Source organism: Cryomorphaceae bacterium 1068 (assembly GCA_027214385.1).
Lineage (GTDB): Bacteria > Bacteroidota > Bacteroidia > Flavobacteriales_D > Cryomorphaceae > JAKVAV01.
Map to the genome: position 1 here is coordinate 25377 of JAPVXR010000002.1, position 23213 is coordinate 48589.

25 protein-coding genes, 1 tRNA gene and 1 pseudogene are annotated in these 23213 nt (G+C 42.8%); 13 read left to right on the plus strand and 14 right to left on the minus strand.

The genetic code is table 11. The features are described 5' to 3' along the window. Nucleotides 1-5: 5 nt before the first annotated feature. Nucleotides 6-1808: a SpoIIE family protein phosphatase gene (locus tag O3Q51_02850; GenBank protein ID MCZ4407731.1), complete on the plus strand. Its 1803-nt coding sequence runs from the start codon at nucleotides 6-8 to the stop codon at nucleotides 1806-1808. 9 nt (nucleotides 1809-1817) lie between these two features. Here O3Q51_02850 and O3Q51_02855 read toward each other — a convergent pair whose 3' ends face one another. Both O3Q51_02855 and O3Q51_02860 read right to left on the minus strand, forming a co-directional pair. Next, nucleotides 1818-2657 carry a universal stress protein gene (locus tag O3Q51_02855; protein ID MCZ4407732.1) on the minus strand — a complete coding sequence of 280 codons (840 nt, stop codon included), beginning with the start codon at nucleotides 2655-2657 and terminating at the stop codon, nucleotides 1818-1820. A gap of 164 nt (nucleotides 2658-2821) precedes the next feature. Next, nucleotides 2822-2895 (minus strand) — tRNA-Asn (locus tag O3Q51_02860). Nucleotides 2896-3025: 130 nt separating this feature from the next. Here O3Q51_02860 and O3Q51_02865 point away from each other — a divergent pair. Next, the gene (locus O3Q51_02865) at nucleotides 3026-3955 is read left to right on the plus strand and encodes a PfkB family carbohydrate kinase (GenBank protein MCZ4407733.1); all 930 of its coding nucleotides are present in this window, start codon (nucleotides 3026-3028) and stop codon (nucleotides 3953-3955) included. Here O3Q51_02865 and rnhA read toward each other — a convergent pair. Next, complete coding sequence (rnhA, locus tag O3Q51_02870) at nucleotides 3945-4427, minus strand: ribonuclease HI (protein ID MCZ4407734.1); 483 nt, start codon at nucleotides 4425-4427, stop codon at nucleotides 3945-3947. The two genes, O3Q51_02865 and rnhA, sit on opposite strands and share 11 nt — an antisense overlap. Continuing rightward, nucleotides 4424-5002, minus strand: a complete 579-nt coding sequence (locus tag O3Q51_02875; GenBank protein ID MCZ4407735.1) for a phosphoribosylglycinamide formyltransferase — start codon at nucleotides 5000-5002, stop codon at nucleotides 4424-4426. The genes rnhA and O3Q51_02875 overlap by 4 nt, the downstream gene beginning before the upstream one ends. A 104-nt stretch (nucleotides 5003-5106) precedes the next feature. Between O3Q51_02875 and O3Q51_02880 the strand changes: the two genes are divergently transcribed. The 6 genes from O3Q51_02880 to pyk all read left to right on the plus strand — a co-directional run bounded on the left by O3Q51_02880 (nucleotide 5107) and on the right by pyk (nucleotide 9916). Beyond that, entirely contained in the window at nucleotides 5107-5733 is a 627-nt protein-coding gene (locus O3Q51_02880; protein ID MCZ4407736.1) for a nitroreductase family protein, read from the plus strand. Nucleotides 5734-5801: 68 nt separating this feature from the next. Further along, on the plus strand, nucleotides 5802-6038 hold the full coding sequence (locus tag O3Q51_02885) for an acyl carrier protein (protein ID MCZ4407737.1): 237 nt from the start codon (nucleotides 5802-5804) through the stop codon (nucleotides 6036-6038). A 15-nt stretch (nucleotides 6039-6053) separates the two neighbouring features. Then, nucleotides 6054-7307, plus strand: coding sequence for a beta-ketoacyl-ACP synthase II (gene fabF, locus O3Q51_02890; protein MCZ4407738.1), 1254 nt, complete (start codon nucleotides 6054-6056; stop codon nucleotides 7305-7307). 11 nt (nucleotides 7308-7318) lie between these two features. After that, the gene (gene rnc, locus O3Q51_02895) at nucleotides 7319-8047 is read left to right on the plus strand and encodes a ribonuclease III (protein MCZ4407739.1); all 729 of its coding nucleotides are present in this window, start codon (nucleotides 7319-7321) and stop codon (nucleotides 8045-8047) included. 34 nt (nucleotides 8048-8081) lie between these two features. Further along, the gene (locus O3Q51_02900; GenBank protein MCZ4407740.1) at nucleotides 8082-8501 is read left to right on the plus strand and encodes an IPExxxVDY family protein; all 420 of its coding nucleotides are present in this window, start codon (nucleotides 8082-8084) and stop codon (nucleotides 8499-8501) included. Then, a complete protein-coding gene (gene pyk / locus O3Q51_02905) occupies nucleotides 8498-9916 on the plus strand; it encodes a pyruvate kinase (GenBank protein MCZ4407741.1) in 1419 nt (472 codons plus the stop codon). Before O3Q51_02900 ends, pyk begins: the two co-directional genes overlap by 4 nt. On the opposite strand, the gene O3Q51_02910 is transcribed toward pyk, so the two are convergent. Both O3Q51_02910 and O3Q51_02915 read right to left on the minus strand, forming a co-directional pair. Next, nucleotides 9917-10936, minus strand: coding sequence for a phenylalanine--tRNA ligase subunit alpha (locus tag O3Q51_02910; GenBank protein ID MCZ4407742.1), 1020 nt, complete (start codon nucleotides 10934-10936; stop codon nucleotides 9917-9919). Further along, the gene (locus tag O3Q51_02915) at nucleotides 10927-11541 is read right to left on the minus strand and encodes a peptidylprolyl isomerase (protein MCZ4407743.1); all 615 of its coding nucleotides are present in this window, start codon (nucleotides 11539-11541) and stop codon (nucleotides 10927-10929) included. The genes O3Q51_02910 and O3Q51_02915 overlap by 10 nt, the downstream gene beginning before the upstream one ends. 160 nt (nucleotides 11542-11701) lie before the next feature. On the opposite strand from O3Q51_02915, the gene O3Q51_02920 reads away from it, so the two are divergent. Then, nucleotides 11702-12091 (plus strand): hypothetical protein, encoded by a 390-nt coding sequence (locus tag O3Q51_02920; GenBank protein ID MCZ4407744.1) that lies wholly within the window; start codon nucleotides 11702-11704, stop codon nucleotides 12089-12091. On the opposite strand, the gene O3Q51_02925 is transcribed toward O3Q51_02920, so the two are convergent. Continuing rightward, nucleotides 12066-12428, minus strand: coding sequence for a hypothetical protein (locus O3Q51_02925; GenBank protein MCZ4407745.1), 363 nt, complete (start codon nucleotides 12426-12428; stop codon nucleotides 12066-12068). The two genes, O3Q51_02920 and O3Q51_02925, sit on opposite strands and share 26 nt — an antisense overlap. Nucleotides 12429-12482: 54 nt before the next feature. Here O3Q51_02925 and O3Q51_02930 point away from each other — a divergent pair, with 54 nt between their 5' ends. The 4 genes from O3Q51_02930 (at nucleotide 12483) to O3Q51_02945 (ending at nucleotide 16186) form a co-directional block, all read left to right on the plus strand. Beyond that, nucleotides 12483-13202, plus strand: coding sequence for a ribonuclease H-like domain-containing protein (locus O3Q51_02930; protein MCZ4407746.1), 720 nt, complete (start codon nucleotides 12483-12485; stop codon nucleotides 13200-13202). After that, nucleotides 13180-13707, plus strand: coding sequence for a hypothetical protein (locus O3Q51_02935; protein ID MCZ4407747.1), 528 nt, complete (start codon nucleotides 13180-13182; stop codon nucleotides 13705-13707). Before O3Q51_02930 ends, O3Q51_02935 begins: the two co-directional genes overlap by 23 nt. Beyond that, nucleotides 13694-15379 carry an ABC transporter ATP-binding protein gene (locus O3Q51_02940; protein MCZ4407748.1) on the plus strand — a complete coding sequence of 562 codons (1686 nt, stop codon included), beginning with the start codon at nucleotides 13694-13696 and terminating at the stop codon, nucleotides 15377-15379. The genes O3Q51_02935 and O3Q51_02940 overlap by 14 nt, the downstream gene beginning before the upstream one ends. A 69-nt stretch (nucleotides 15380-15448) precedes the next feature. Further along, nucleotides 15449-16186, plus strand: a complete 738-nt coding sequence (locus O3Q51_02945) for a methyltransferase (GenBank protein ID MCZ4407749.1) — start codon at nucleotides 15449-15451, stop codon at nucleotides 16184-16186. Here the strand turns inward: O3Q51_02945 and O3Q51_02950 are convergent. The 7 genes and pseudogenes from O3Q51_02950 to O3Q51_02980 all read right to left on the minus strand — a co-directional run bounded on the left by O3Q51_02950 (nucleotide 16183) and on the right by O3Q51_02980 (nucleotide 23207). Then, nucleotides 16183-16281, minus strand: a pseudogene (locus tag O3Q51_02950) (glycosyltransferase family 2 protein). The gene O3Q51_02945 and the pseudogene O3Q51_02950 sit on opposite strands and share 4 nt — an antisense overlap. A 125-nt stretch (nucleotides 16282-16406) precedes the next feature. Then, nucleotides 16407-17063 carry a CoA transferase subunit B gene (locus O3Q51_02955; protein ID MCZ4407750.1) on the minus strand — a complete coding sequence of 219 codons (657 nt, stop codon included), beginning with the start codon at nucleotides 17061-17063 and terminating at the stop codon, nucleotides 16407-16409. Nucleotides 17064-17065: 2 nt separating this feature from the next. After that, complete coding sequence (locus tag O3Q51_02960) at nucleotides 17066-17767, minus strand: CoA transferase subunit A (protein ID MCZ4407751.1); 702 nt, start codon at nucleotides 17765-17767, stop codon at nucleotides 17066-17068. A gap of 16 nt (nucleotides 17768-17783) precedes the next feature. Further along, complete coding sequence (locus O3Q51_02965) at nucleotides 17784-20204, minus strand: transglycosylase domain-containing protein (GenBank protein MCZ4407752.1); 2421 nt, start codon at nucleotides 20202-20204, stop codon at nucleotides 17784-17786. A 54-nt stretch (nucleotides 20205-20258) separates the two neighbouring features. After that, nucleotides 20259-20747: a gliding motility lipoprotein GldH gene (locus O3Q51_02970; GenBank protein MCZ4407753.1), complete on the minus strand. Its 489-nt coding sequence runs from the start codon at nucleotides 20745-20747 to the stop codon at nucleotides 20259-20261. Further along, a complete protein-coding gene (gene ricT, locus O3Q51_02975; protein MCZ4407754.1) occupies nucleotides 20747-22042 on the minus strand; it encodes a regulatory iron-sulfur-containing complex subunit RicT in 1296 nt (431 codons plus the stop codon). Before ricT ends, O3Q51_02970 begins: the two co-directional genes overlap by 1 nt. 25 nt (nucleotides 22043-22067) lie before the next feature. After that, nucleotides 22068-23207 (minus strand): hypothetical protein, encoded by a 1140-nt coding sequence (locus tag O3Q51_02980; protein ID MCZ4407755.1) that lies wholly within the window; start codon nucleotides 23205-23207, stop codon nucleotides 22068-22070. Between the last annotated feature and the right edge of the window lie 6 nt (nucleotides 23208-23213).

Sequence of the window (23213 nt, forward strand, 5' to 3'; positions counted from 1 at the left end):
AATTTATGGGTTTCCGTTTTACCATTAGTCGAAAAATCGGGGTTGGTTTCGCTATTCTTATCCTCACCACTCTTGTCTTGGTATTTCTCACCTATCGGACGTTGTCTACAGGAAGGGAAATGAATGACAATATCAATGACATATACAACCCTTCAGTTTCTTCATTAGAGAAGCTCAAAAGTGATGTTCTCAGGTCAAAAACATTGATCTCTATGTGGGCAGGAGTTCAGTCCAGAGAAGATACGAAAGAAAAGATTTCGTTGAAGAAGCTTCTACAAGATGAAATTCCGGGAGTAAAACAAAACATCGATTCCTTAAGCTTTCACTGGAGCGAGGACGAGCGAAGACAGAAGGAGAAAATCTATTCAGAACTCGATGCACTTTTTGTTCTATATGGCAAAGTTCAGAGAACGCTGGTAGATATGGAGAGCTATGATATGCCTTATGCCCGATTTGCCATGGGAGAACTGGTAGAAGAAGGTGGAAGTATTGACCAGAAATCTCAAAAAGTAATTGAGGAACTCAGTTTGCTAATCAGCGATCAGAGGGTCAACATAACCAAGGATAGTGTGACTATGATCAACTCCTTTACTAAACTCGAGGCCTATCTTACTATCCTAGGTTTCGGTTTATTTATTGCAGGATTGGTTATCGCGTATTTCACTGTTCAAAGTATTGTTGTCCCTGTGAGGAGCTTGAGAGAAACGCTGCTAATTCTCGGAAAAGGAAAATTTCCCGAGAAGGCAACGGTAGATACGGGAGATGAAATCGGTGAAATGAGTCTTGCATTGGAGCAACTGGTTCAAGGTTTAAAAAGAACTACAGAATTTTCTAATAATGTGGGAGAGGGTCATTATGATACTGAATTTCAGCCATTATCAAATGAGGATACCCTAGGCCATGCCTTACTTCTGATGAGAACTGAGCTGAAAAAGCGGGATGAAGATTATCAAAGGCAGGTTAATGAAAGAACAAGAGAAATAAGCGAACAAAAAGATAAGATTGAAGAGCAAAATGAGCAGCGCAAGGAACTTCTGGAGAGTATTACCGCCTCCATAAAGTATGCGCGCAGGCTGCAGGAGAACATCCTTCCTTCTGAAAGTAGAATAAATGCATTGCTTCCGAAGAGTACCATCTTTTTCAAACCAAAGGATATCGTATCAGGAGACTTCTACTTCGTGAATGAATATAACGGAAAAGTTGTGTTTGCTTCTGTAGATTGCACAGGCCACGGAGTGCCCGGAGCATTTATGAGCTTGGTTGGCCACAACGCACTCAATAGCGCAATTAGGTTGAACCCCGGGCTTAACCCTGCAGATATTCTCCGAGATCTAAATCGCTTGTCTTCTAAAGCCCTTAATTCGGATCAAAATTCCGAATATGGAATGAGGGACGGAATGGACTTAGCTCTTTGCGTGCTGGATCGCGAGAACTCCACACTAGAATATTCAGGAGCGCATAATCCGCTGTATTTAATTCGCGATCAAAACATCGAAATTTACAAAGCCGACAAAATTAGTATCGGTTCTACTGAGTTCATGAATGAGGAATTCACCAGATACAAAATCAACCTTCAGAAAAATGATATGATCTTCATTTTCAGTGACGGTTATGTAGATCAGTTCGGAGGAGAACAAGGCAGAAAGTTCATGTATGAGCCTTTTAGACAGCTCCTGCTATCCATAGCCAATGAAGATGCCGACACCCAATTTAAAGTCCTTGACGAAACCTTGGATGCTTGGCTTAATGCGGGAAAAACGCCTCAAGAACAGATTGATGACATTCTGGTAATGGGGGTTAAAATCTAGGTGTTAAACTTATCCCGCTCCTGTGTAAGCTCCGAAAATACTAATGTTTGAAACCTGTCTTGGATTCATCAATAGAACAGGGATATGATGCTTATTGGTAATGATGTTTTGGACGTAATTACCACCAATTAGATTTGACAGACTTATTTCAGGAAGATTCATCAAAGAGATCAAGTCAGCACCAATTTCGTTAGCATATCCAATGATCATATCATCGAAGTCTTTCTTTCCTGTTCCAATTCTGGAAGTGTATGGAATATCCATTTCAGCGAAGAAACTTTCAGCATAATTCAGGTTTCTAGATATCTGATTTCTCAAAAACTCGTCAGATTCTCCCGGAACTATAAGATGCACGCGCGAATCAAAGTATTTGGCCATATCTGCCACCAGAGATAGCTTTTGCTTTGTTTCTTTATGAAGGTCGAGTGGAACTACGATGTCATCATAACCGTTTTCTTCAATCTCTTTTTCTTGGACGATTATGAAAGGAGTGGGGGCGCTGGTGACGATTTTTAAAGCTCTGCTACCCGTAATAAACTGCATACCCCTCAATCCATGTGTACCCATAATGACCATTGTAGCCTGCAACTCTTCCGCCAGATCTCCGATATCCTCATAGATCGATCCTACCCTTGCAATCGTATTTACTTCAAAATTATACTCTTTAAGCGTCCGTTCCTTCGCTAGCTTCAACTTCATCCGCGCATCTTCAAGCATTTCTTGCTTACCGACTACGTGTAGTAAAGTGATGGTAGCTTTAGTTTTCTCAGCAACTTTAACTGCATGATTTAGTGCACAATCACCCACTTTACTAAAATCGGTAGGCACTAGAAAGAGTTTATTTTCCATTTGAGATCGTGTTGATGGTGTGAAGTTTCAGAGCATAAATATAGAGGATTCGAAAAGACCTGCATTGGGATTTAGTCCTTCAAAGTCGATTGATGAAAAAGATGCTAAGGGAAATGACGGTTTTCTTCAAACAAAAAAGGGGCAGCTTTCGCTACCCCTTTCTGCTCCCCCTCTTGGACTCGAACCAAGGACCCTCTGATTAACAGTCAGATGCTCTAACCAGCTGAGCTAAGGAGGAATAAATGTTTTCTTCTACGATTTTTTATAAGTAAACCTCTATCACTTTAGAGAGTTTTAAAAATCGGAGTGCAAGATTACAGCAAAAGTTGTGAATTACCAATATCTTTGCGCAAAATTTTCAACACAAAATGAGTCTCATCGTAGTAGGCACAGTGGCCTTTGACCAAATTGCAACACCATTCGGTAATTCTGATAAAATTGTGGGAGGTGCAGCGTCCTATATCAGTCTTGCCGCGTCGTACCTTACCCGCAGTAATATTAACTTGGTTTCCGTAATTGGAGATGATTTTCCAGAGGAGTTTTTGAAAAAACTTGAAGGTCGAGGAATAAACCAAGAAGGCTTGCAAATAAAGAAAGGAGAGAAGTCATTCTTTTGGTCAGGGAAGTATCACTACGACATGAACTCTCGTGACACTTTAGACACTCAACTTAATGTATTGGCCGATTTTAAGCCTGTACTTCCTGAGAGCTACCAAGACTGTGAGTATTTAATGCTGGGCAATCTTGACCCTGCAGTTCAGCTGAGTGTAATTGACCAGTTGGCAAACAGACCAAAACTTATCGTGCTTGACACCATGAATTTTTGGATGGACATAGCCATGGATAAGCTCAAAGAGGTTATAGCTAAAATTGACGTTCTTACCATTAATGACGAAGAGGCTAGACAACTAAGCGGAGAATATTCTTTGGTTAAAGCCGCTCATAAGATCCTCGAAATGGGTCCTAAACACCTCGTTATAAAAAAGGGTGAGAACGGAGCACTTCTCGTAAATGAAGAAGGGATGTTCTATTCTCCTGCGCTTCCTTTGGAAGAGGTAAAAGACCCAACCGGAGCAGGCGACACTTTTGCGGGTGGTTTCATAGGGTATTTAGCTCAATCAGGAGATCTATCTTTTGAAAACATGAAAAGAGCCGTTGTTCTTGGTTCTGCCATGGCTAGTTTTACTGTTGAAGAATTTGGAACGGAACGACTCTTGGATTTGGATGAACCTGAGATTGATCTGAGAATTCAGCGTTTCGTCGACCTTGTCGATTTTGATATACTACTCACTCAGTAGGAAACATACCATTTTCAGCAGCTAACTCTTCGTAACCTTCGTCAGGTGGTAGATTGGGTTTTTGCGCTGCAGCCACAGCGAGCTTATCGCAGATTTCGTTGTACTTGTTTCCGTCATGACCCTTCACCCATTCGAACTTTACACGGTGATTCCGGGCGATGTTCAGATATCTCTTCCATAGATCGGGATTCTTCTTTTTCGCAAAACCTTTCTTTTGCCAGGAGTAGACCCACCCTTTTTCTACAGAGTCAACCACATATTTGCTATCACTGAAAACAAGAACCTCACAGGGTTTTTTCAGCGCTTCCAGCGCTTTTATCACGCTCAGTAGCTCCATTCTGTTATTGGTAGTTTTTCTAAATCCTTCTGATAGTTTCTTCTCGTGTCCTTTTTCAGAAAGTAACACTGCGCCATAACCTCCTGGGCCTGGGTTGCCTCTGGAAGATCCGTCTGTATAGATTACCACTTTCACTTCGCAAGCTTCTTTATTTCTGATTCGATCACTCGGGGAAAGTTCGTATGCTCCAATACCTGAATCTTCTTTTTCAAGGAATCCAACGTTTCACTTTCACTTATCGTCACCTCTTCTTGAAAGACGATTTCACCTCGATCGTACTCATTGTTCACTTGGTGAATGGTAATACCGGTTTTCGATTTTCCAGCCTCCAAAACCGCTTTATGCACATTGTCACCGTACATACCTTTACCGCCAAAATCAGGAAGAAGAGACGGGTGTATGTTTAGTATTCGTCCTTCATAAGATGAAACCAAGACTTCGGGCAGTTTAAGCAGGAAACCTGCTAATACAAGGAAATCTATTTTTCTGGTGCGAAGAATTTCCAAAATGCTATTCGCACCATTTAAAAACTGATCTCGTGAGAAAACCACAGAGTCTATAGAATTTTCTCTGGCGATTTCAAGAACACCAGCGTCTGATTTATTACTTATTACCAAATCCACTGAAATGTCGGCTCGACTGCTGAAAAAGTCAATGATTTTTGCGGCATTCGTGCCACCACCAGATGCGAAAATGGCTATCTTGAACATTCGACTCATAATATAACTGCCAAAGCTAATCCATGCCGACAAATGAACCTAAAGTAGATCCATCAAATCACGCTCACGACTTTATAAAGTACGATTACAAAAAAGTGGAGAGTGAAGAAATGGCGAAACGATCCAAGAGTTTTAAATCGCTAATAGAAAAGCGCAGAAGTATTCGTGATTTTAGTTCAGAGGATGTTTCTCTTGAAGCAATTAAGAATGCGATCATGACGGCATGCTCAGCACCCTCAGGTGCCAACAAGCAGCCTTGGCACTTTTGCCTTGTTAGTAATCCTAGCATGAAGTCCGAGATCAGAAAAAGCGCAGAAGCCGAGGAGTTTAAAAGCTACCAAAAAAGAATGAGCGATCAATGGCTAAAAGATTTGGAGCCACTGGGTACTGATCACAATAAGCCTTTTCTTGTGGAGGCGCCTTATTTAATTGTCATTTTTAAAAAGCCTTATGATATTGTGGATGGTAAGAAGATTCCTAACTATTACGTGAACGAAAGCGTCGGTATCGCGACAGGTATTTTGATTGCAGCTTTGCAAAATATGGGTTTGGCAACCTTAACTCATACGCCAAGCCCCATGAATTTCTTGCAAGAATTATTAAATAGACCTGAAAATGAAAGGGCTTATCTCCTTCTGCCCGTGGGATATCCAAAGAAAAATGCCGAAGTACCACAGATTTATCGAAAGCAACCTACTGAGGTGTTGACTGAATATTTTTAACTATTTTGCCAATAGGATCATTATTCATTTATTTGCACTCTTAAAATTCTAAACTAAACTGCACTGAAATGTCGGACATTAAGTCAAAAGTAACCAAGATAATCGTTGACAAACTCGGAGTTGACGAGTCTGAAGTAACCACAGAAGCCAGCTTCACAAATGATTTGGGTGCTGACTCATTGGATACAGTAGAACTCATCATGGAATTCGAAAAAGAATTTAACATTGCTATTCCTGACGATCAAGCAGAGCAGATCGGAACTGTGGGACAGGCGGTTGAGTACATCGAAAAGAACACCAACTAGATCCATTCGTCTATTATGGATTTTAGACGGGTTGTAATTACAGGTTTTGATGCACTTACTCCAATAGGAAATTCGGCTGAAGAGTATTTTAGCTCTTTGAAAGAAGGAAAAAGCGGAGCAGGTCCCATCACCAAATTTGACGCGTCAAAATTTAAAACTCACTTCGGTTGCGAAGTGATTGGTTTTAATCCTGAAGAAGTCATTGAGCGTAAAGAGATTCGAAAAATGGATCTCTTTACGCAATATGCTATGTATTCTGCTCAAAAAGCAGTTGATCACTCAGGGTTAGACACGACATCTATCGACCCTACCAAAGCCGGAGTGGTCTTGGGGTCAGGTATCGGTGGGATGAACACTACTATGGAGCAGATCACTGAATTTGCTCAGGGCGATGGCACACCGCGCTTCAATCCTTTTTTTATACCCAAGTCTATTATTGATATTGCTCCAGGATTAATTTCCATGCGTTTTGGTATGCGTGGACCAAATTATTCCACGGTTTCTGCGTGCGCCTCATCTACCAATGCTTTGATAGATGCAATGATGCTCATTCAAACAGGGCGCGCTGATGTCATGATCACGGGAGGTTCGGAGGCAATAATGAATCAAGCAGGAATTGGAGGTTTCAATGCGCTTCATGCACTGTCCAAAAGAAATGACAGCCCCGAAACTGCGTCCAGACCATTTGATGCTAATCGAGATGGATTTGTGATGGGTGAAGGAGCGGGGATGTTTATTTTGGAAAGTTATGATCACGCTAAAAAGCGCGGGGCAAAAATCTACGCAGAGATTATTGGCGGAGGGATGTCAGCGGATGCACACCATATGACAGCTCCTCACCCTGATGGATTGGGAGCGATTGAAGTGATGCAGAAGGCTCTTAATGATGCCAATATTAACCCGGAAGATGTGGACTATGTGAATGTACACGGCACATCAACTCCTTTGGGTGATATAGCTGAAACGAAGGCAATTCTAAAAACCTTTGGCGAACATGCGTACAACTTGAATATTTCCTCTACTAAGTCAATGACAGGCCATTTACTTGGGGCTGCCGGCGCTATTGAAGGTTTGGCTTGTGTTATGGCAATTAGAGACGGGGTAATACCACCAACTATCAATCACTCAGAGTTTGACCCTGAGATTGATAATAGATTGAATCTTACCCTTAATGTTGCACAAGAACGGAATGTGAAGATTGCCATGAGCAACACCTTCGGATTTGGTGGTCACAATGCCTCTTTGGTGTTCAAAAAGTTCGAGGAGTAAATCTTTTCCTCGTGGATTTCAGATCAATATTTTCTCGTTCAAAATCTACAAGAGAGAAGGAAATAATCCATCTTTTAGTCAATTCTTTTGGGGTTAGACCTAAGAAAATTTCTTATTACTGTCAGGCATTTTGTCATAAATCCGCTGCGAGAAACATTCACAATGACAGGAAGCTGAGCAATGAGAGACTTGAGTTCCTTGGTGACGCCATTATTGATTCGGTTGTGGCTGAATACTTATACCGCGCACATCCCTCAGCTGAAGAAGGAGAGATGACGAAAATGAAAAGTAGAATAGTAAGTCGTATCAATTTAAATAAGACCGCGGTTGAAATGGGAATCCATTTACTTATTGAAACCGATTTACAAGCTACTAATTCAAGAGAGTCTATTTCAGGAAATGCCTTTGAAGCGGTGGTTGGAGCGATCTATTTGGATAGAGGATATGCGAAAGCAAAGATCTCTGTTCTTAATGTCCTGAAGCGCTATGCAAACTTGGGGCGAATACAGAATATGGAGAATGATTTTAAAAGCCGCTTGTACGAGGAAGCTCATCGGTTAGGGGCAAAGGTGTATTTTAAGACCATTCCCGTGACTTCAGAAAAAGGGGCTCATCAATTTTTATCCAAAGTAATTTGGAATAACGATGAATTGGGCAATGGGAAAGGGAGCTCCAAAAAAAGGGCGGAGCAAAAAGCATCGGAGCAAGCTTTAATCAAGATATCAGAAATAGCTGATTAATATTTCATAGCTTCGTGTTAATTTGACAACAACTATGGCCAAGCTGACCCTGGAAATAGAAGACGAATATGCCTTTATGGCGTTCGGTATAGTTTCTACCTCGAGAAGTCATCGGGTATGTTGGATGTTAAACAAGTCTTTGGACTTGGAGTTGAAAAGAGACCCAGACATAGAAATCTTTTCAAAGAATAAAACCTCCAGGCATCATGCATTTTTTAGTTTTTTTTATGAGAACCTTCAAATCAGGTACAGACTCATTGAAAATAAGAAGGGGATAAGCCTCTTTTTACCGGAAGTAAAAAATGCGGACTATTTATTGGTGATTGATTTATCAGAAGAGGTAGATCGAATCACCCTTATAGAGAAGTTAAGAGCCACCGGAACTGTCCTTATGGCTTTTGAAATAGACTTAGAACCATTGAAATTGAAACAAAACATTTTGCTAGCAGCATGAAAAATAAGAGAACCAAGATCGTGGCAACCATGGGCCCGGCTTCTGATAGTCAGGAAACCATCGAGAAAATGATCAAGCAGGGCCTTGATGTATGCCGAATTAATTTTTCGCATGGATCGCATAAGGACCACGCTGTGACTATCGAGAATATTCGAAAGGCAGACCAAGCGCTTGGAACCCATACTGCTATACTAGCAGACCTTCAAGGCCCGAAGCTCAGGGTAGGTGAATTTGATGGCGATGGACTCATGCTCAACAATGGGGATGAGATTACTTTTACTACTAAGGAAGGAGACTCGGGTAAAATATACATCACTTACCCTCAATTTGCTGAGGATGTGAAAGCTGGTGAGAGAATACTTTTAGATGATGGGAAACTAGAGCTAGAAGTTGTTTCTACAAATGGCAGCGATGAGGTAGTGACTAAAGTAAAACACGGAGGTTTGCTCAAGAATCGAAAAGGGGTTAATCTTCCAAATACCAAGATTTCTTTGCCTTGTCTGACGGATAAGGATCTTAAGGACTTGGATTTTGTTCTCGATATGGATGTTGACTGGGTAGGACTTTCTTTTGTTCGTTCTGCCAGAGATATCATAGAACTCAAGCATATTATTCGTTCTAGAGAAAAGCACGCTCGAGTTGTAGCGAAGATTGAAAAACCAGAGGCCATTCAAGACATTGATGATATTGTTCGGGAAACAGATGCATTGATGGTGGCTCGTGGAGATTTGGGAGTAGAAATTCCCCTTCAAAACGTTCCGCTGGTGCAGAAAATGTTGGTCACTAAAGCGCTCAAGAGCAGTAAGCCCGTTATCGTTGCTACCCAAATGATGGAAAGCATGATCAATGACAATACTCCTACACGAGCTGAGGTAAACGATGTGGCTAATGCGGTCTTGGATGGCGCTGATGCTGTAATGCTAAGTGCCGAGACTTCGGTAGGTAAGCACCCGGTCAGAGTAATCGAGGTGATGTCAGCTATCGTAAGAGAGGTGGAGACTTCTGATGAGATATACCACCATGAGGAGCCACCTGTAGAAAGCAGAGAGGATCGTTACATTACAGACTCCATCTGTTTCAACGCAACCAGACTTTCAAATAGGGTAAAGGCATCGGCAATTATCACTATGACTTTTAGTGGTTACACAGGATTTAAGATATCGAGTCAAAGGCCGAAAGCTGAAATTTTCGTGTTCACTGGGAATAAGAATATCCTGACTCAAATGAGTTTGGTCTGGGGTGTCAAATCATTCTATTATGACAAGATGGTGAGCACCGATCACACCATTGCTGATATCAAGTATATTCTTAAAAAGAAGAAGTTGGTAAGCACTGGCGAAACAATCATTCACTTGGCGAGTATGCCAATGAATGAACAAGGGATGACGAACATGTTGAAATTGGGTAAGGTTTAATTACCAAGCCCCTTTAAGCTGATTGAGAAACCGTACGTCGTTTTCGAACAACATGCGAATATCACCTATTTGGTAGCGGTTCATAGCAATGCGCTCTATTCCCATTCCAAAGGCATAACCTGAATATTCGTTAGGATCAATCCCAGAGGCTTTGAGTACATCAGGGTCTACCATACCGCAGCCCATAATTTCAAGCCAACCCGTGCCTTTTGTGATGCGGTAATCAGTTTCGTTTTCCAATCCCCAATACACATCTACCTCTGCACTTGGCTCGGTAAATGGGAAATAGGACGGCCGAAGCCTAATCTTCGCCTTGCCAAAAAAGGCCTGAGCAAAGTACTTAATGGTTTGAACCATATCGGCAAAGGTGACACCCTTATCTATATACAATCCCTCCACTTGATGAAATATACAGTGCGATCTGGATGAAATGGCCTCATTTCGATATACTCGTCCCGGGGCAATAATTCGTATGGGGGGTGAATTGTTCTCCATCACTCTTACTTGCACACTGCTCGTATGTGTTCTTAAGGCTATATCAGGATCTTGTTCAATGAAAAACGTGTCCTGCATATCACGGGCCGGGTGATTTTCGGGGAAATTCAGCGCAGAGAAATTGTGCCAATCGTCTTCGATTTCGGGTCCTGAAGCAATGGTGAAGCCAATGCGCTGGAAAATTTCTTCGATTTCCCTTCGCACCAAACTCACGGGGTGTCTGGAGCCGATATTCTCTCCACCTGAGGGTCGAGTCGTGTCTTCCTGAGAAGAACCAGCACCCGAGTCTTCAGACAGTGCTGATTTGATCTTTTCAATTCGATCAGCAACTGCAGTTTTTATTTCATTTAAAGACTGCCCGAAGTCCTTTCTGTGTTCAGGGGCTATGTCTTTAATTTTTGAGGAAATGTCTTTTATAATCCCTTTCTTTCCCAAATACTTTATGCGGAATGCCTCAACTTCTTCAAGAGTGGTCGCTGAGAAAGCGGAAATCTCACTGAGAATCTTTTCTGTTTCTACTGCCATTTCCTCTTGGTGATTTTCATTGACATCGTAATGTTTTCGACAGGTCTGGCGCGGCCATCCGTTTTTACCGCAGCAATCGAATCTATGATATTCAAACCTTCGATTACTTCACCAAATACGGTGTATTGCCCATCCAAATGAGGCGTACCGCCAAGTTCGGCATAAGCTTTCTTTTGCCCTTCGCTGTAAGCAAAAGCATCTTCACCTGGTTTTGGCTTTTTCTGAGCGGCCATTCTCATGAGCGTGTTTTCGTCGACCGTTTTTCCTTGCACAATGTAAAATTGTGATCCGGATGATTCTCGTTCGGGGTTTACAGCGTCTCCCTGTCTTGCTGCAGATAGGGCACCCTTTTTGTGTATGTAACGCGGATTGAACTCAGCAGGAATAGTATATCCAGGGCCTCCTGTTCCCAAAGCGGCGCCATCTTTTGCATCGAGGGAATTGGGATCACCACCCTGAATCATGAATGATTGGATCACTCGGTGAAATAATAATCCATCATAGAATCCATCTTGGGCGAGTTTCAGAAAATTCTCTTTGTGAAGAGGAGTATCGTCGTAAAGTCGAACGATCATGTCACCATATTTGGTTGAAATGATAACCATTTCTTCCTTCTTTGCGTTTTTATCAAGTACGAAGGAAAGACTCAATATGCAGGTTGCCATTACTATAATGGGCAATAGGTAACCGCTAAAAAACTTATCTCTATTTATAAAATTCATACATTTGGCTGTCGTGGTAATCTGCGAAAATAACAAAGAACAAATGAAAACCCGTCTTACTTACTTATTTACCATTGTACTCTTAGGTTTTACTGCTATCTCTTGCAACCCCGAAGAGGACACCATCGCTGAAATAATTGTGGTCACTCCTGAAGGCTCAAGAGTACCGGGAGCTGAGGTGAGAATGTTTGGACAAGGAACCATTGATGACGATCAGGTAGGAGACATCGCAATTGACAGGACTCAGTTTACCAATTCAAATGGAGTGGCGGAGTTTGATTATACAGACCAATACGAGCCGGGACAAAGTGGATTCGCCATTCTGGATGTAGAAATCACTTTCGAAACTCCTGACAGTACTGCTTTTGTAAATGGGATTATGAAAGTCGTTGAGGAAGAGACTACGACTAAAACGTTTGTTCTGGGTTCATAAACAAACCTTCCTTCTCAAAGTATTCCACCACGGCTCTTCTCATTAGCTCTTTTTGATCCTTGTCGGATAGAAAAGGCAGGTTTTTAACCTTTTCAAAGTGAGGCCAACCTTCCTTATCGAGATGCGAAAATTCGTAATAGCCAAATGGTTCAAGCACCGTACAAATGGCAATGTGCATTAAATTGAGCTTCTCATCCTTCGAGAATTTTTCCACTCCCTTTCCCAGCTCTTGGACGCCGATCAAGAATAGAATTGCTTCCAGATCTATTTCCTCACCAAAGCTATTCTCCAACTGAGAAACCACTTCTCTCCATCTTTTTTCGAATTCAAAATCCATGCAACAAAGTTAGGGAATGACCCGGGGTTTTCACGAAAGTCTTAAATTAGACTTATGCTAACTGAAATAGACCTTGAGAACATTCTTTTTTTGGATATAGAAACGGTACCTGCCGTCTATAACTTTAATGAGCTCGATGAATCGTGGCAAGAGCTGTGGTCAGGCAAAACGAGGTTTTTACAAGAAAGAGAATCCAAAAGCGCAGCCGAACTTTACGAAAGAGCAGGTATTTATGCCGAATTCGGAAAGATCATTTGCATCTCTACCGCTTTGTTTTATCAATCGGGTAGCGAGCAGAAACTCAGAGTGACGAGCTTTTATGGCAAAGACGAAAAAGCACTTTTGAGCGAATTTTTGGAAATGCTAAATAGATTCGACCGTGGTGGCGAAAAGTTTTTGTGTGGACATAATTCTAAGGAATTCGATATACCGTACATTGCAAGGCGATCTTTGATCAATGGATTAAAGCTGCCGAGACTAATTGATTTGGCAGGTAAAAAGCCATGGGAAGTGAAGCACTTGGATACGATGGATTTGTGGAAGTTCGGCGACTATAAGCACTTCACATCATTGAATCTCCTGGCCAAGCTATTTGATGTTCCCACCCCAAAAGGAGACATTTCCGGCGCTGACGTCGGACGCGTGTTTTGGGAAGAGGACGACGACGAGCGAATTAGAGTCTATTGCGAAAAAGATACGGTGACTGTTGCCCGTTTAATGCAACGCTTCAGAAATATGGAGATCATTCACGATGACTACATTGAAATGGTTTAGTCTTTCGATTGCCCTATTCTTCCTAGCTTCTTGCGCTCAGGTGGAAGAGAACATGGAAAAGAACAGTGAAGAAGTTCTTATTGAAAGCTCCGGATTCTTTCGTGGGTATAAAATGGGCTGGACTACAGATAGCCTACAGGCCAATGAAAAATGGAATCCGGTGGTTTCTAATGATAGCACCATCGAGTACAAGGAGGAAGTGGTGATAATGGATGACACCGTTATACTGCAATCCTATTTAGCCTTTGATGCTTATGGTCTCTTCGAGGTACAAGTCGATGTTTTTATCGATGATGACACCCTATCTGATGACATAATAGACCAATGGTCAACGATATTATCCAGACCATTTGGAGAAGCCGAAAACCTTCTTTCCTCCAAGCGATGGACGACTTTTAGCAAGTCCAACAATACGGTGGAAATCACGTTGAGCCAAGAGCGAAATAGAGAGAACCGAAAATTTATTAGCTTAAATTATCTCGAGCCACTGGATGACGAATACTGACAATCTTCTTGATATTCGCAATCTGGAAGTGGCCTTCCCTGATGAAGAGCGAAATTTCAATACCGTACTTAAAGGCATCAATCTTTCTCTTCGAAAGGGTGAAACACTTGGTATTGTGGGTGAATCAGGTTCAGGAAAAAGTCTGACCTCATTAGCCATTATGGGCTTACTGCCTTCAAATGCAAGAGTCCAAAAGGGTGAAATTCTTTTCGGAGTGCCCAATAAGAGAGTAGACTTACTCCATCTTAAGTCAGAAAAAGAATTTCAAAAGATTCGCGGAAATAGGATTTCGATGATCTTTCAAGAACCAATGACCTCTCTCAATCCGGTTCAAAGATGTGGAGATCAAGTGGCTGAAGTGATTCTTTTGCATCGAAATTGCTCGAAAAAAGAAGCACACCAATCAGTTATTGCGCTATTTGAGCGAGTAGAGTTACCTCGACCCGAAGAGATTTTTAATAGCTACCCACATCAAATTTCAGGAGGACAAAAACAGCGTGTCATGATAGCCATGGCAGTGGCCTGCGAACCCGAACTGATCATAGCAGATGAACCAACCACCGCTTTGGACGTAACCGTTCAAAAACGAATTTTGGAATTGCTCAGGGAGCTCTGTTCCGAGAACAATAGCGGGTTGATTTTTATCACCCATGACTTGGGCGTTGTAAGTGAGATTGCCGATCGAGTTTTGGTCATGTATCAGGGTGAAGTAGTGGAAGAAGGAGAGGTCAAAACAATTTTAAATTCACCTAAAGAGTCATACACCAAAGCGCTTTTGGCTTGTCGGCCCAAGTTGAGCAATAATCCCAAGCGATTACCTGTGGTCTCAGATTTTTTGGGAGATAGCGCCAAACGTGAGACTCCTCAAAAACAGCAGACAAGTTCTCATGAAATAATTTTGATAGCCGACAATCTTGGTGTTCATTTTCCTTTAAAACAAAGTGGCAAAAATGCCCCCGCCTATTTAAAGGCGGTGGACAACGTCAGCTTTGAGGTGAAGCTTGGAGAAACGCTCGGACTTGTGGGCGAATCAGGTTGCGGAAAGAGCACTCTAGGGAGAACTTTGGTGGGATTGCAAGAGGCGCATTTGGGAGAAGCCATTTATGAGGAAGTCCAAATAGCAGGAAGGGGAATAAAGTTCCCTTCTAGGTTTCGAAGAAAGATTCAAATCATTTTTCAAGATCCTTACTCCTCACTCAACCCTGGTAAAACAGTTGAAGAGGCCCTTACTGAGCCGCTCATGGTGCACGGCTTAGTCAAGTCAAAATCTGACCGAAGCAAAAGGATATATGATATTCTTGACAAAGTTGGCTTACCATCAACAGCAGCTAAAAAATACCCGCACCAATTTTCCGGTGGTCAGCGGCAACGCATATGTATCGCACGAACGCTGATGGTGGAGCCTGAGTTTATTATCTGCGATGAGAGTGTCTCAGCTTTAGATGTTTCGGTGCAAGCAAAGGTGCTCAACCTGCTTAATGACTTGAAAGAAGAATTGAATTTAACCTACATTTTCATCTCCCATGATCTTTCTGTGGTGAAGTATATGTCGGATAGGATTATCGTCATGAAGCATGGAAAAATTGAAGAAATGGGAGTTTCGGAACTGGTATATTCCAATCCAAAGTCAGCCTATACACGCTCACTAATTGAATCAATTCCACAATTGTAAATTGCGAAAAAAGCGGAATAGGACTTCGATAAAACCAAAATCAATCCATTCATTTAGTCAAGGATATCAATGGCCAAATTTGAGTTTAAAGAAATTGACCAAGAAGGCGAAGAGACATTAAAGTCTATAGGAGAAGCCAAGCTCTTTAATAGATGGATGTTCCATGAAATCGAGCCTTTCAACCGAGGAAAGGTGATGGAGATCGGCAGCGGCGTAGGAAATATATCTGAGTTTTTTCTGGAAGGCGGATATGATATCACTCTGTCTGATATCCGCGAAAACTATTGCGGCTACTTAGAGGGCAAGTTCATGAAGTACGACAATCTCAGTGGAATAGTCAAAATGGACGCCGAGCGACAGGACTTTGATGAGGTATACAAAGAACATATTGGTAAGTACGATTCTGTATTTTCTCTGAATGTGGTGGAGCATATTGCAGATGATCAATTAGCTATAATCAACGCGGCTAAGCTTTTAAAAAAGGGTGGTACGCTGACAATTTTAGTTCCTGCATATCAAACCCTTTTTAACAGTATAGACAAGGGCTTGGACCATTACCGCCGCTACAATAAAAAATCGCTGACTGAGCTGATGTTGAATGCCAATCTCCATATAGAACACAATCAATATTTCAATTTTATGGGAATTCCGGGGTGGTATATATCAGGGTTGATCACCAAACAAAGAACCGTTGGCAGCGGCCAAATGAAGTTGTACAACTTAGGCGTACCCCTTTTTAAGGTTTTGGATAAAGTCCTGCTAAAGCGAATAGGCCTTTCAGTCATTGCCGTCGGTAGGAAAGTCTAGCTAAAAAGATTGTATTTCAGAATACAATAGATAGCCCTCATCCCGTCTTTCCAGCTTATTTTCATGCCTTCCTCAAAGGTTTTGCCATAAAGCGCGAACCAGATACTAATACTGCTCTGCCCTCTGCGACGGACTTTAGGATTTTATTTGATCTAAAATCAGTTCAATAGTCTTGCCTTCGTTGTAGTCAGGGATGCCGAAATTCATAAAATGATCGGCTCTAGCTAATGATCTTTACGTCTTCCGGAACGATAAGCTTGCCTTCGGTTTTTGCTTGGACCTCTTCTACTGTGACTCCAGGCGCTAATTCTCGCAAAATAAAGCCACCATCGGGATCGATGTCCAAAACAGCTAAATCTGTCATTATTCGTTTTACGCACTTTACACCTGTCAGCGGGAGGGAGCAATTTTTGAGAAGTTTACTTTCACCAGCTTTATTGGTGTGAGTCATGGCTACAATGATGTTTTCAGCAGAAGCCACCAAATCCATCGCACCGCCCATCCCTTTTACCATTTTGCCCGGTATTTTCCAGTTGGCGATGTCCCCGTTTTGAGAAACTTCCATTGCACCAAGCACGGTGAGCTGGACGTGTTGGCCACGGATCATCGCAAAGCTGGTAGCAGAGTCAAAGAAAGAAGCACCCTTTTGAGCAGTGATGGTTTGCTTTCCGGCATTGATGAGGTCAGCGTCTTCTTCTCCCTCGATGGGAAAAGGGCCCATCCCGAGAATGCCGTTCTCTGATTGAAACTCAACCGAAATTCCATCGGGAACATAGTTTGCAACGAGAGTAGGAATACCTATTCCAAGGTTAACATAGAATCCATCTTCCAGTTCCTGAGCAATTCGTTTTGCAATACCGATTTTATCGAGAGCCATGGTTAATTTGATTTTGGTGTCACCGTTCTTTGTTCAATGCGCTTTTCGAATTTCTCCCCTTGGAAGATACGTTGGACGAAAATTCCCGGAGTATGAATTTCATTGGGATCCAATTCGCCGGCAGGCACCAATTCTTCCACTTCAGCTATAGTGATCTTTCCCGCCATAGCCATCATGGGATTGAAATTGCGAGCTGTAGCCTTAAAGATCAGATTTCCTTCGGTATCTCCTTTCCAAGCTTTTACGATGGCAAAGTCAGGGTCGAAGCTGTGCTCGAGAATATGCATCTTGCCGTTAAATTCACGAACCTCTTTTCCTTCAGCTACTTCAGTCCCGTAGCCGGCAGGGGTAAAAAATGCCGGAATTCCAGCACCTGTTGCGCGGCATCTTTCAGCCAAGGTTCCCTGAGGAATCAACTCTACCTCTAGCTCACCACTGAGCATTTGCCTTTCAAATTCCTTGTTTTCTCCTACGTAAGAAGAGATCATTTTCTTGATCTGCTTTTTCTTTAAAAGGAGCCCCAAACCGAAGTCATCTACACCCGCGTTATTCGAGATACAAGTGAGGCCATTTATAGAAGTCTCAGAGAGTGCACCAATGCAGTTTTCGGGAATACCGCACAGGCCAAAACCGCCGAGCATAATAGTCATATCTGAGGCAATGCCTTCAATAGCTTCCTCAGCATTTTTAACCACTTTATTCATGGAAATTTAATTTTGGCTACCAAGATAAGCCTTCTGATGAATCGAATATATTCTGCTTTCGCGCATACTTTTCGCAATCGAGTTCTATACTGATACCTTCGGGCTTATCAAAGTCTCCTTGAGAGATATCCAAACTTTCATCGGCATAAACAGCTTTCATATAAAAGCCCCAAATCGGCAAAGCCATATTCGTACCCATTCCCAGAGTTAAACTTCGAAAGTGGACACTACGGTCTTCAGCACCGACCCATACACCTGTTACTAAATCTGGAGTTAACCCAATAAACCAACCATCAGATTGGTTTTGAGTGGTACCTGTTTTACCTGCAATTTTTAAATCACGATCAAGCCCGTCATAATCTCTGCCTGGCAAGTCCATTTTTAATCGGACGGCCGTACCTAAGCTCCTTCCTTCGTGCTCATTGTATACACCATCAACTGTTCCTTCCATCAAGCTTAGCATGGTATAGGCTGTTTTTTCATCCAGTGCTTCATTGGTTTCTGGCTCCATGCTGTATACGGTTTTCCCATTCTTGTCTTCAATCCGCATAATGTAGATTGGTTTTACATGTACGCCCATATTGGCGAATGTGGCATTGGCCGATGTGATTTCCATCAATGAAAGATCCGCTACACCAAAGCACTGAGAAACTACCGGCTTCATTTCGCTTTCAATTCCCAGGTCTCGCGCGAGTTTAATGACTGCTTCCGGCCCGAATTGCTTCATTACCCAAGCCGTAACGGTATTTACCGAGTTGGCCAGACCCCATTTTAAGGAAACCAAATAACCATAATCTCTTCCGGGGTCATGCGGGGTATAATCTTCTTGGAGGTTGAAAGTCCCTTTTCGGAAAGTCGTTGGCACTTTCGGAATTTCATAACACGGGGAGTAGCCTTCACGAATAGCTGTGGCGTAAACGAAGGGTTTAAAGGTAGAGCCCACCTGTCGTTTACCTTGCTTAACGTGATCGTATTGGAAGTGTTTGTAGTCGTTTCCACCCACCCAGGCTTTCACAAAACCGGTCTTTGGATCAATGCTCACCAATCCCGCCTGCAAAATGCTTTTGTAGTAAAGTACACTATCCATAGGGGTCATCACGGTGTCGATTTCTCCTTGCCAGGAGAATACCTTCATTGGAAACTCTTTATTCCTGAAAATTACTTCAACACTGTCTTTTGGTACGGCTTTCCACATCTCTTCACAGTCTGCAGACGTGCAGTGATAGTGAGCGTGACCTTCAAATTCGGTTTCTTCAATATTGACTCTTCGGTGGCAATTCGGACATTCTTTACCGCTCATTATGCGATAGCGCTCGGTTCTTCTCATGGCCGCTCGCTCAATTCGGTCTATTTCGTCAGAGGTCAGGTCATTTGAGAAAGGAGGATTTCGGTATTTGGCAATGTCATTCCAAAAATCATCCTGAAGCTCTCCTCCAAGGTGTTTTTCCACCGCCTCTTCAGCATAGGTCTGCATTCTTGAGTCGATGGTTGTATAGATCTTCAATCCGTCACGATAGATGCTGTAAGGGGTTCCATCCGCTTTGGAATAAATCAAGTTTCCTTTATCGTCTTTTTCAGACAGAAGAGTTTTTAGCTCTCCTCGCAAAACTTCACGGAAGTATGGTGCGAGACCTTCTTGGTGATCGATACTCTGTACATCAAGGTTAAGGGGAAGTGCAGAGAGTGAGTCGTATTCTGTACGGGTTAAAAATTCATTTCGAACCATCTGACTCAATACGACATTTCTTCTGTCGAGGGTTAACTCGGGCCGACGCAGTGGATTGTAAAGAGCAGGGTTTTTTGCCATTCCTACCAGCATTGCAGCTTCTTCAATTTGAAGCGAATCAGGGGTCCTATTGAAATAGACATTCGCAGCTGAGCGGATACCAACAGCTTGGTTGATCCAATCGAACTTGTTTAAATAGAGTGTGAGAATCTCTTGTTTCGTGTACCGCTTCTCCAGTTCTACAGCTATGATCCATTCCTGAAATTTCTGGAATACTCGTTTGATTCCATTGCCGGGTTCTTCGGTAAAGAGCATTTTGGCCAGCTGCTGAGTAATGGTACTGGCGCCACCTTTTGAACCGAGGTAGACACCCGCTCGGGCGGTACCTTTGAGGTCGATACCCGAATGCTCGTAAAATCGCTCATCTTCTGTGGCGATCAAGGCTTTGACCAAAGCGGGTGTGAGCTCTTCAAATTCTGCATTCGTTCGGTTTTCTAAATAGAAACGCCCAAGGATCTCGCCGTCTGCAGAAAGAACTTGGGTTGCTAGATTCGTCTTGGGATTTGCCAAAGCGGTAGTGTCGGGCAAGTCACTATTCGCCGCAAAATAGAGGAGAGCAGCCAAGATGATTATTGGCGAAAGCCCAAGAAGCCAAAGCAAAAAAACCGCGCGTTTCCGCACTTTTTCATTTTCCGGATGAGTCTCTGTCATCAGATTTAATTTGGGATTAAAACGTAGTTGTAGACATTACCTTGCCTAAAGGTCTTATTTGTCGGTCTTCTCGATCCTCAAACCGATATTTTTTATCCCCACCAGAGTGTCAGTCCTCATGGCCTGTTCTATTTCGAATCGATAGGTGCCCGTAAGCGGAAATCTACGGTTGTAACGGTACATGATCGTGTTTGACAAGTGGCTACTACTATTCAAATATCCGCCTCCACTGCCCAGCCAGCGTCCCGTGGCATCAGCCAAAACGATGCCTACCGTATCCTTACTCGACTTCCCGTTAGGGAAGATGGTTTTAACGAAAACGTACAGATTTCGGTATGGGTAACGCTCGGTATTGCGCACATTGATCAAAAAGTTGTGGCTACTAATGGTGTCGTTTATTTCAGCTTCCAAAATGGCTTTTTCTGAGACCGTCCACTTCTCGTTAGGGATTTCGACGTTTTCTTCAAATACTCGATTTTCATCGGTACATGAAACCAGAATCAAAGAGCTCACCAGAAAACATCCGAAGAGAAATTTTTGCATTACTTCTTATTGCTGTTGCCTTTATTAGAAGGAGGTCTGCGATTTCCGCTTTTTGGTTTTCCCGAGTTTTGGGGTGTATTGCCACCTCGACTTTTGTTCCTTGAGCGATTCTTGTTTCCCGAATTTGGCCTACCGCCGCTTTTTGCATTGGCTTGTGGAGGTTTATTTCCACGGGGTTTTCTTTTCTTTTTCCGTTTGGATCTTTTATTGTCGAATCGAGTAAGGCTGTCTTGGCCTACCACATTGGAGTAAGCCTCCTCTTTTGGAGCTTCCACCTCAGCAAAATCTTTGAGATCTTCCGGAAACTTCTTCGCCTCATTCATCGCGATGATTTCCTTCACCCTCTCTGCTGCTAAAGGTATCGGACCGCCCGATGTTCCTTCTTCGTAGACATACCACATGATACCTTTGAAAATATCTGTCTTTATGTGAAAGGCAATCCCCTTTTTCGTTCGAAGCTTAGTGTTGCTTTTTGGCAAATGCTTGATCGCATCGAGGTAAGAATCCAACTCGTAGTTGAGGCAGCATTTTAACTTACCGCATTGGCCAGCCAGTTTTTGCGTATTCAGCGAAAGCTGCTGGTAACGGGCGGCGCTGGTAGAAACCGATCTGAAATCGGTGAGCCATGTGCTGCAGCAAAGCTCTCTTCCGCAAGAGCCAATTCCACCGAGACGCGCAGCTTCTTGTCGCGCGCCGATTTGTTTCATTTCAATTCTTACGCGAAAAGCGTCAGCATACTTTCGAATCAACTCGCGAAAGTCTACTCTGCCTTCAGCAGTATAATAGAATGTTGCTTTGGTTTTATCTCCTTGATACTCTACGTCTGAGATTTTCATCTCTAGCCCGAGTGAAGAGGAAATCTCCCGAGCCTTAAACATCGATTCTTCTTCAAGCGATCTTGCTTCTCGCCAAAGGGCCAAGTCGTCAGCGGTAGCTTTGCGCAAAATTCGCTTGATATCGCGTGTGTTTTTGCTCAACTTTTTCTTGTTCATCTGAAGTCGAGCTAACTCTCCTTCGGCAGATACCACTCCAACATCATATCCGGGACTTCCTTCTACTACTATGCAGTCTCCGGGATTTAAGCTAAGGGATGAAGTGTTTTCAAAAAAGTCTTTTCGGCTGCTCTTGAATCTTACCTCCACATATGCAAAGCGCTTCATATTGCCGGGAAGCTCCATATTGCTCAGCCAATCATATACGGCTAACTTACTGCACCCACCGCTGGAACAAGTTCCATTGTTCTTGCATCCTGCCGGCGTTCCGTTACTTCCGTTCGTACAACTCTCACATCCCATTAGCGTGCTATTCTTTTGTTCAAAGTTAAGAAATCGGTTCAGGCCTTTTACCCATGAAAATTCGAATCATCTCGGCACTCAATTTCATATAGAGCAATCGAGGGTTTGCATTCCGCTCTACCAGGCGATGCCCTTTGCTCAGCGTATCGTGGAATGCCCCTAAATCTTTGCCTGCCATATATGGAGCAAATTTTTCGGCAAATTCAGCCGAGGCTCCCATGTATCGGGCCTTATCCTTTCCCAGATAAGCATAGATTACAGCCTCGTGGAGAAAGTTGAGGCAATAGTCCAAGAAATAACCTTGTTGATCTCTACTTAACGCAGCGATCTTTTCAGTTACCTCAACTATATCGTGATTTTTAGGCGCGACACAAGTTCGCATCCAATCGCGAAACAGAGCGAAGTACGCATTTTCTGCATCGGGATCTTTTGCGGTTTTCAAAGCGATGTTGAAATTGCCTTCGGCCATCTGGGTAGCTTTTTCAGCCACCTCTTGATTCACGCCAAATTTTTCTATCAAACCGGTGCGGATCTCTTCGTCTCTCAAAGGACGACATCTTACCATTTGTGCTCGCGAAATAATGGTTGGAAGTAAATCTTCGGGTTTAGCAGGTACCAGAAGAATTAGCGTTCTCGGCGAGGGTTCCTCCAGTGTTTTCAGTAATTTGTTTTCAGCCGCCTGATTTAGTTTTTCAGGCATCCATATGATCATAACCTTGTAGCCTCCGGCAAATGATTTGAGCGATAGCTTTTTCACTATTTGACTGCTTTCATCTACCGGGATAATCGATTGCTTGTTCTCCCCCGCAATTTTAATCTCCCAATCTTTTAAGGACAGATAGGGGTTCTCCTTCACTTGAATTTTGAAGTCGCGCTGAAAAACTTCTGAAATCTCAATTTTATCCTTTTTTACAAAGGGAAAAGAAAAATGTAGATCGGGATGCCCCAGTTGGTCGAGCTGTTTGCAGTTAGGGCATACTCCGCAGCGCTCGTTGGCTCCCCTGTTTTTGCAAAGCAAATAAGCAGAAAAGGCAATGGCCAAGGCCAAATTGCCACTTCCCTCGGGCCCTGCAAACATGAGAGCATGACTCACATGATCATCTTTGACTATTTGAGTCAAGGAATTTTTCAAGTCGGAATGTCCTACGATATCTTTAAAATACACTTCAAT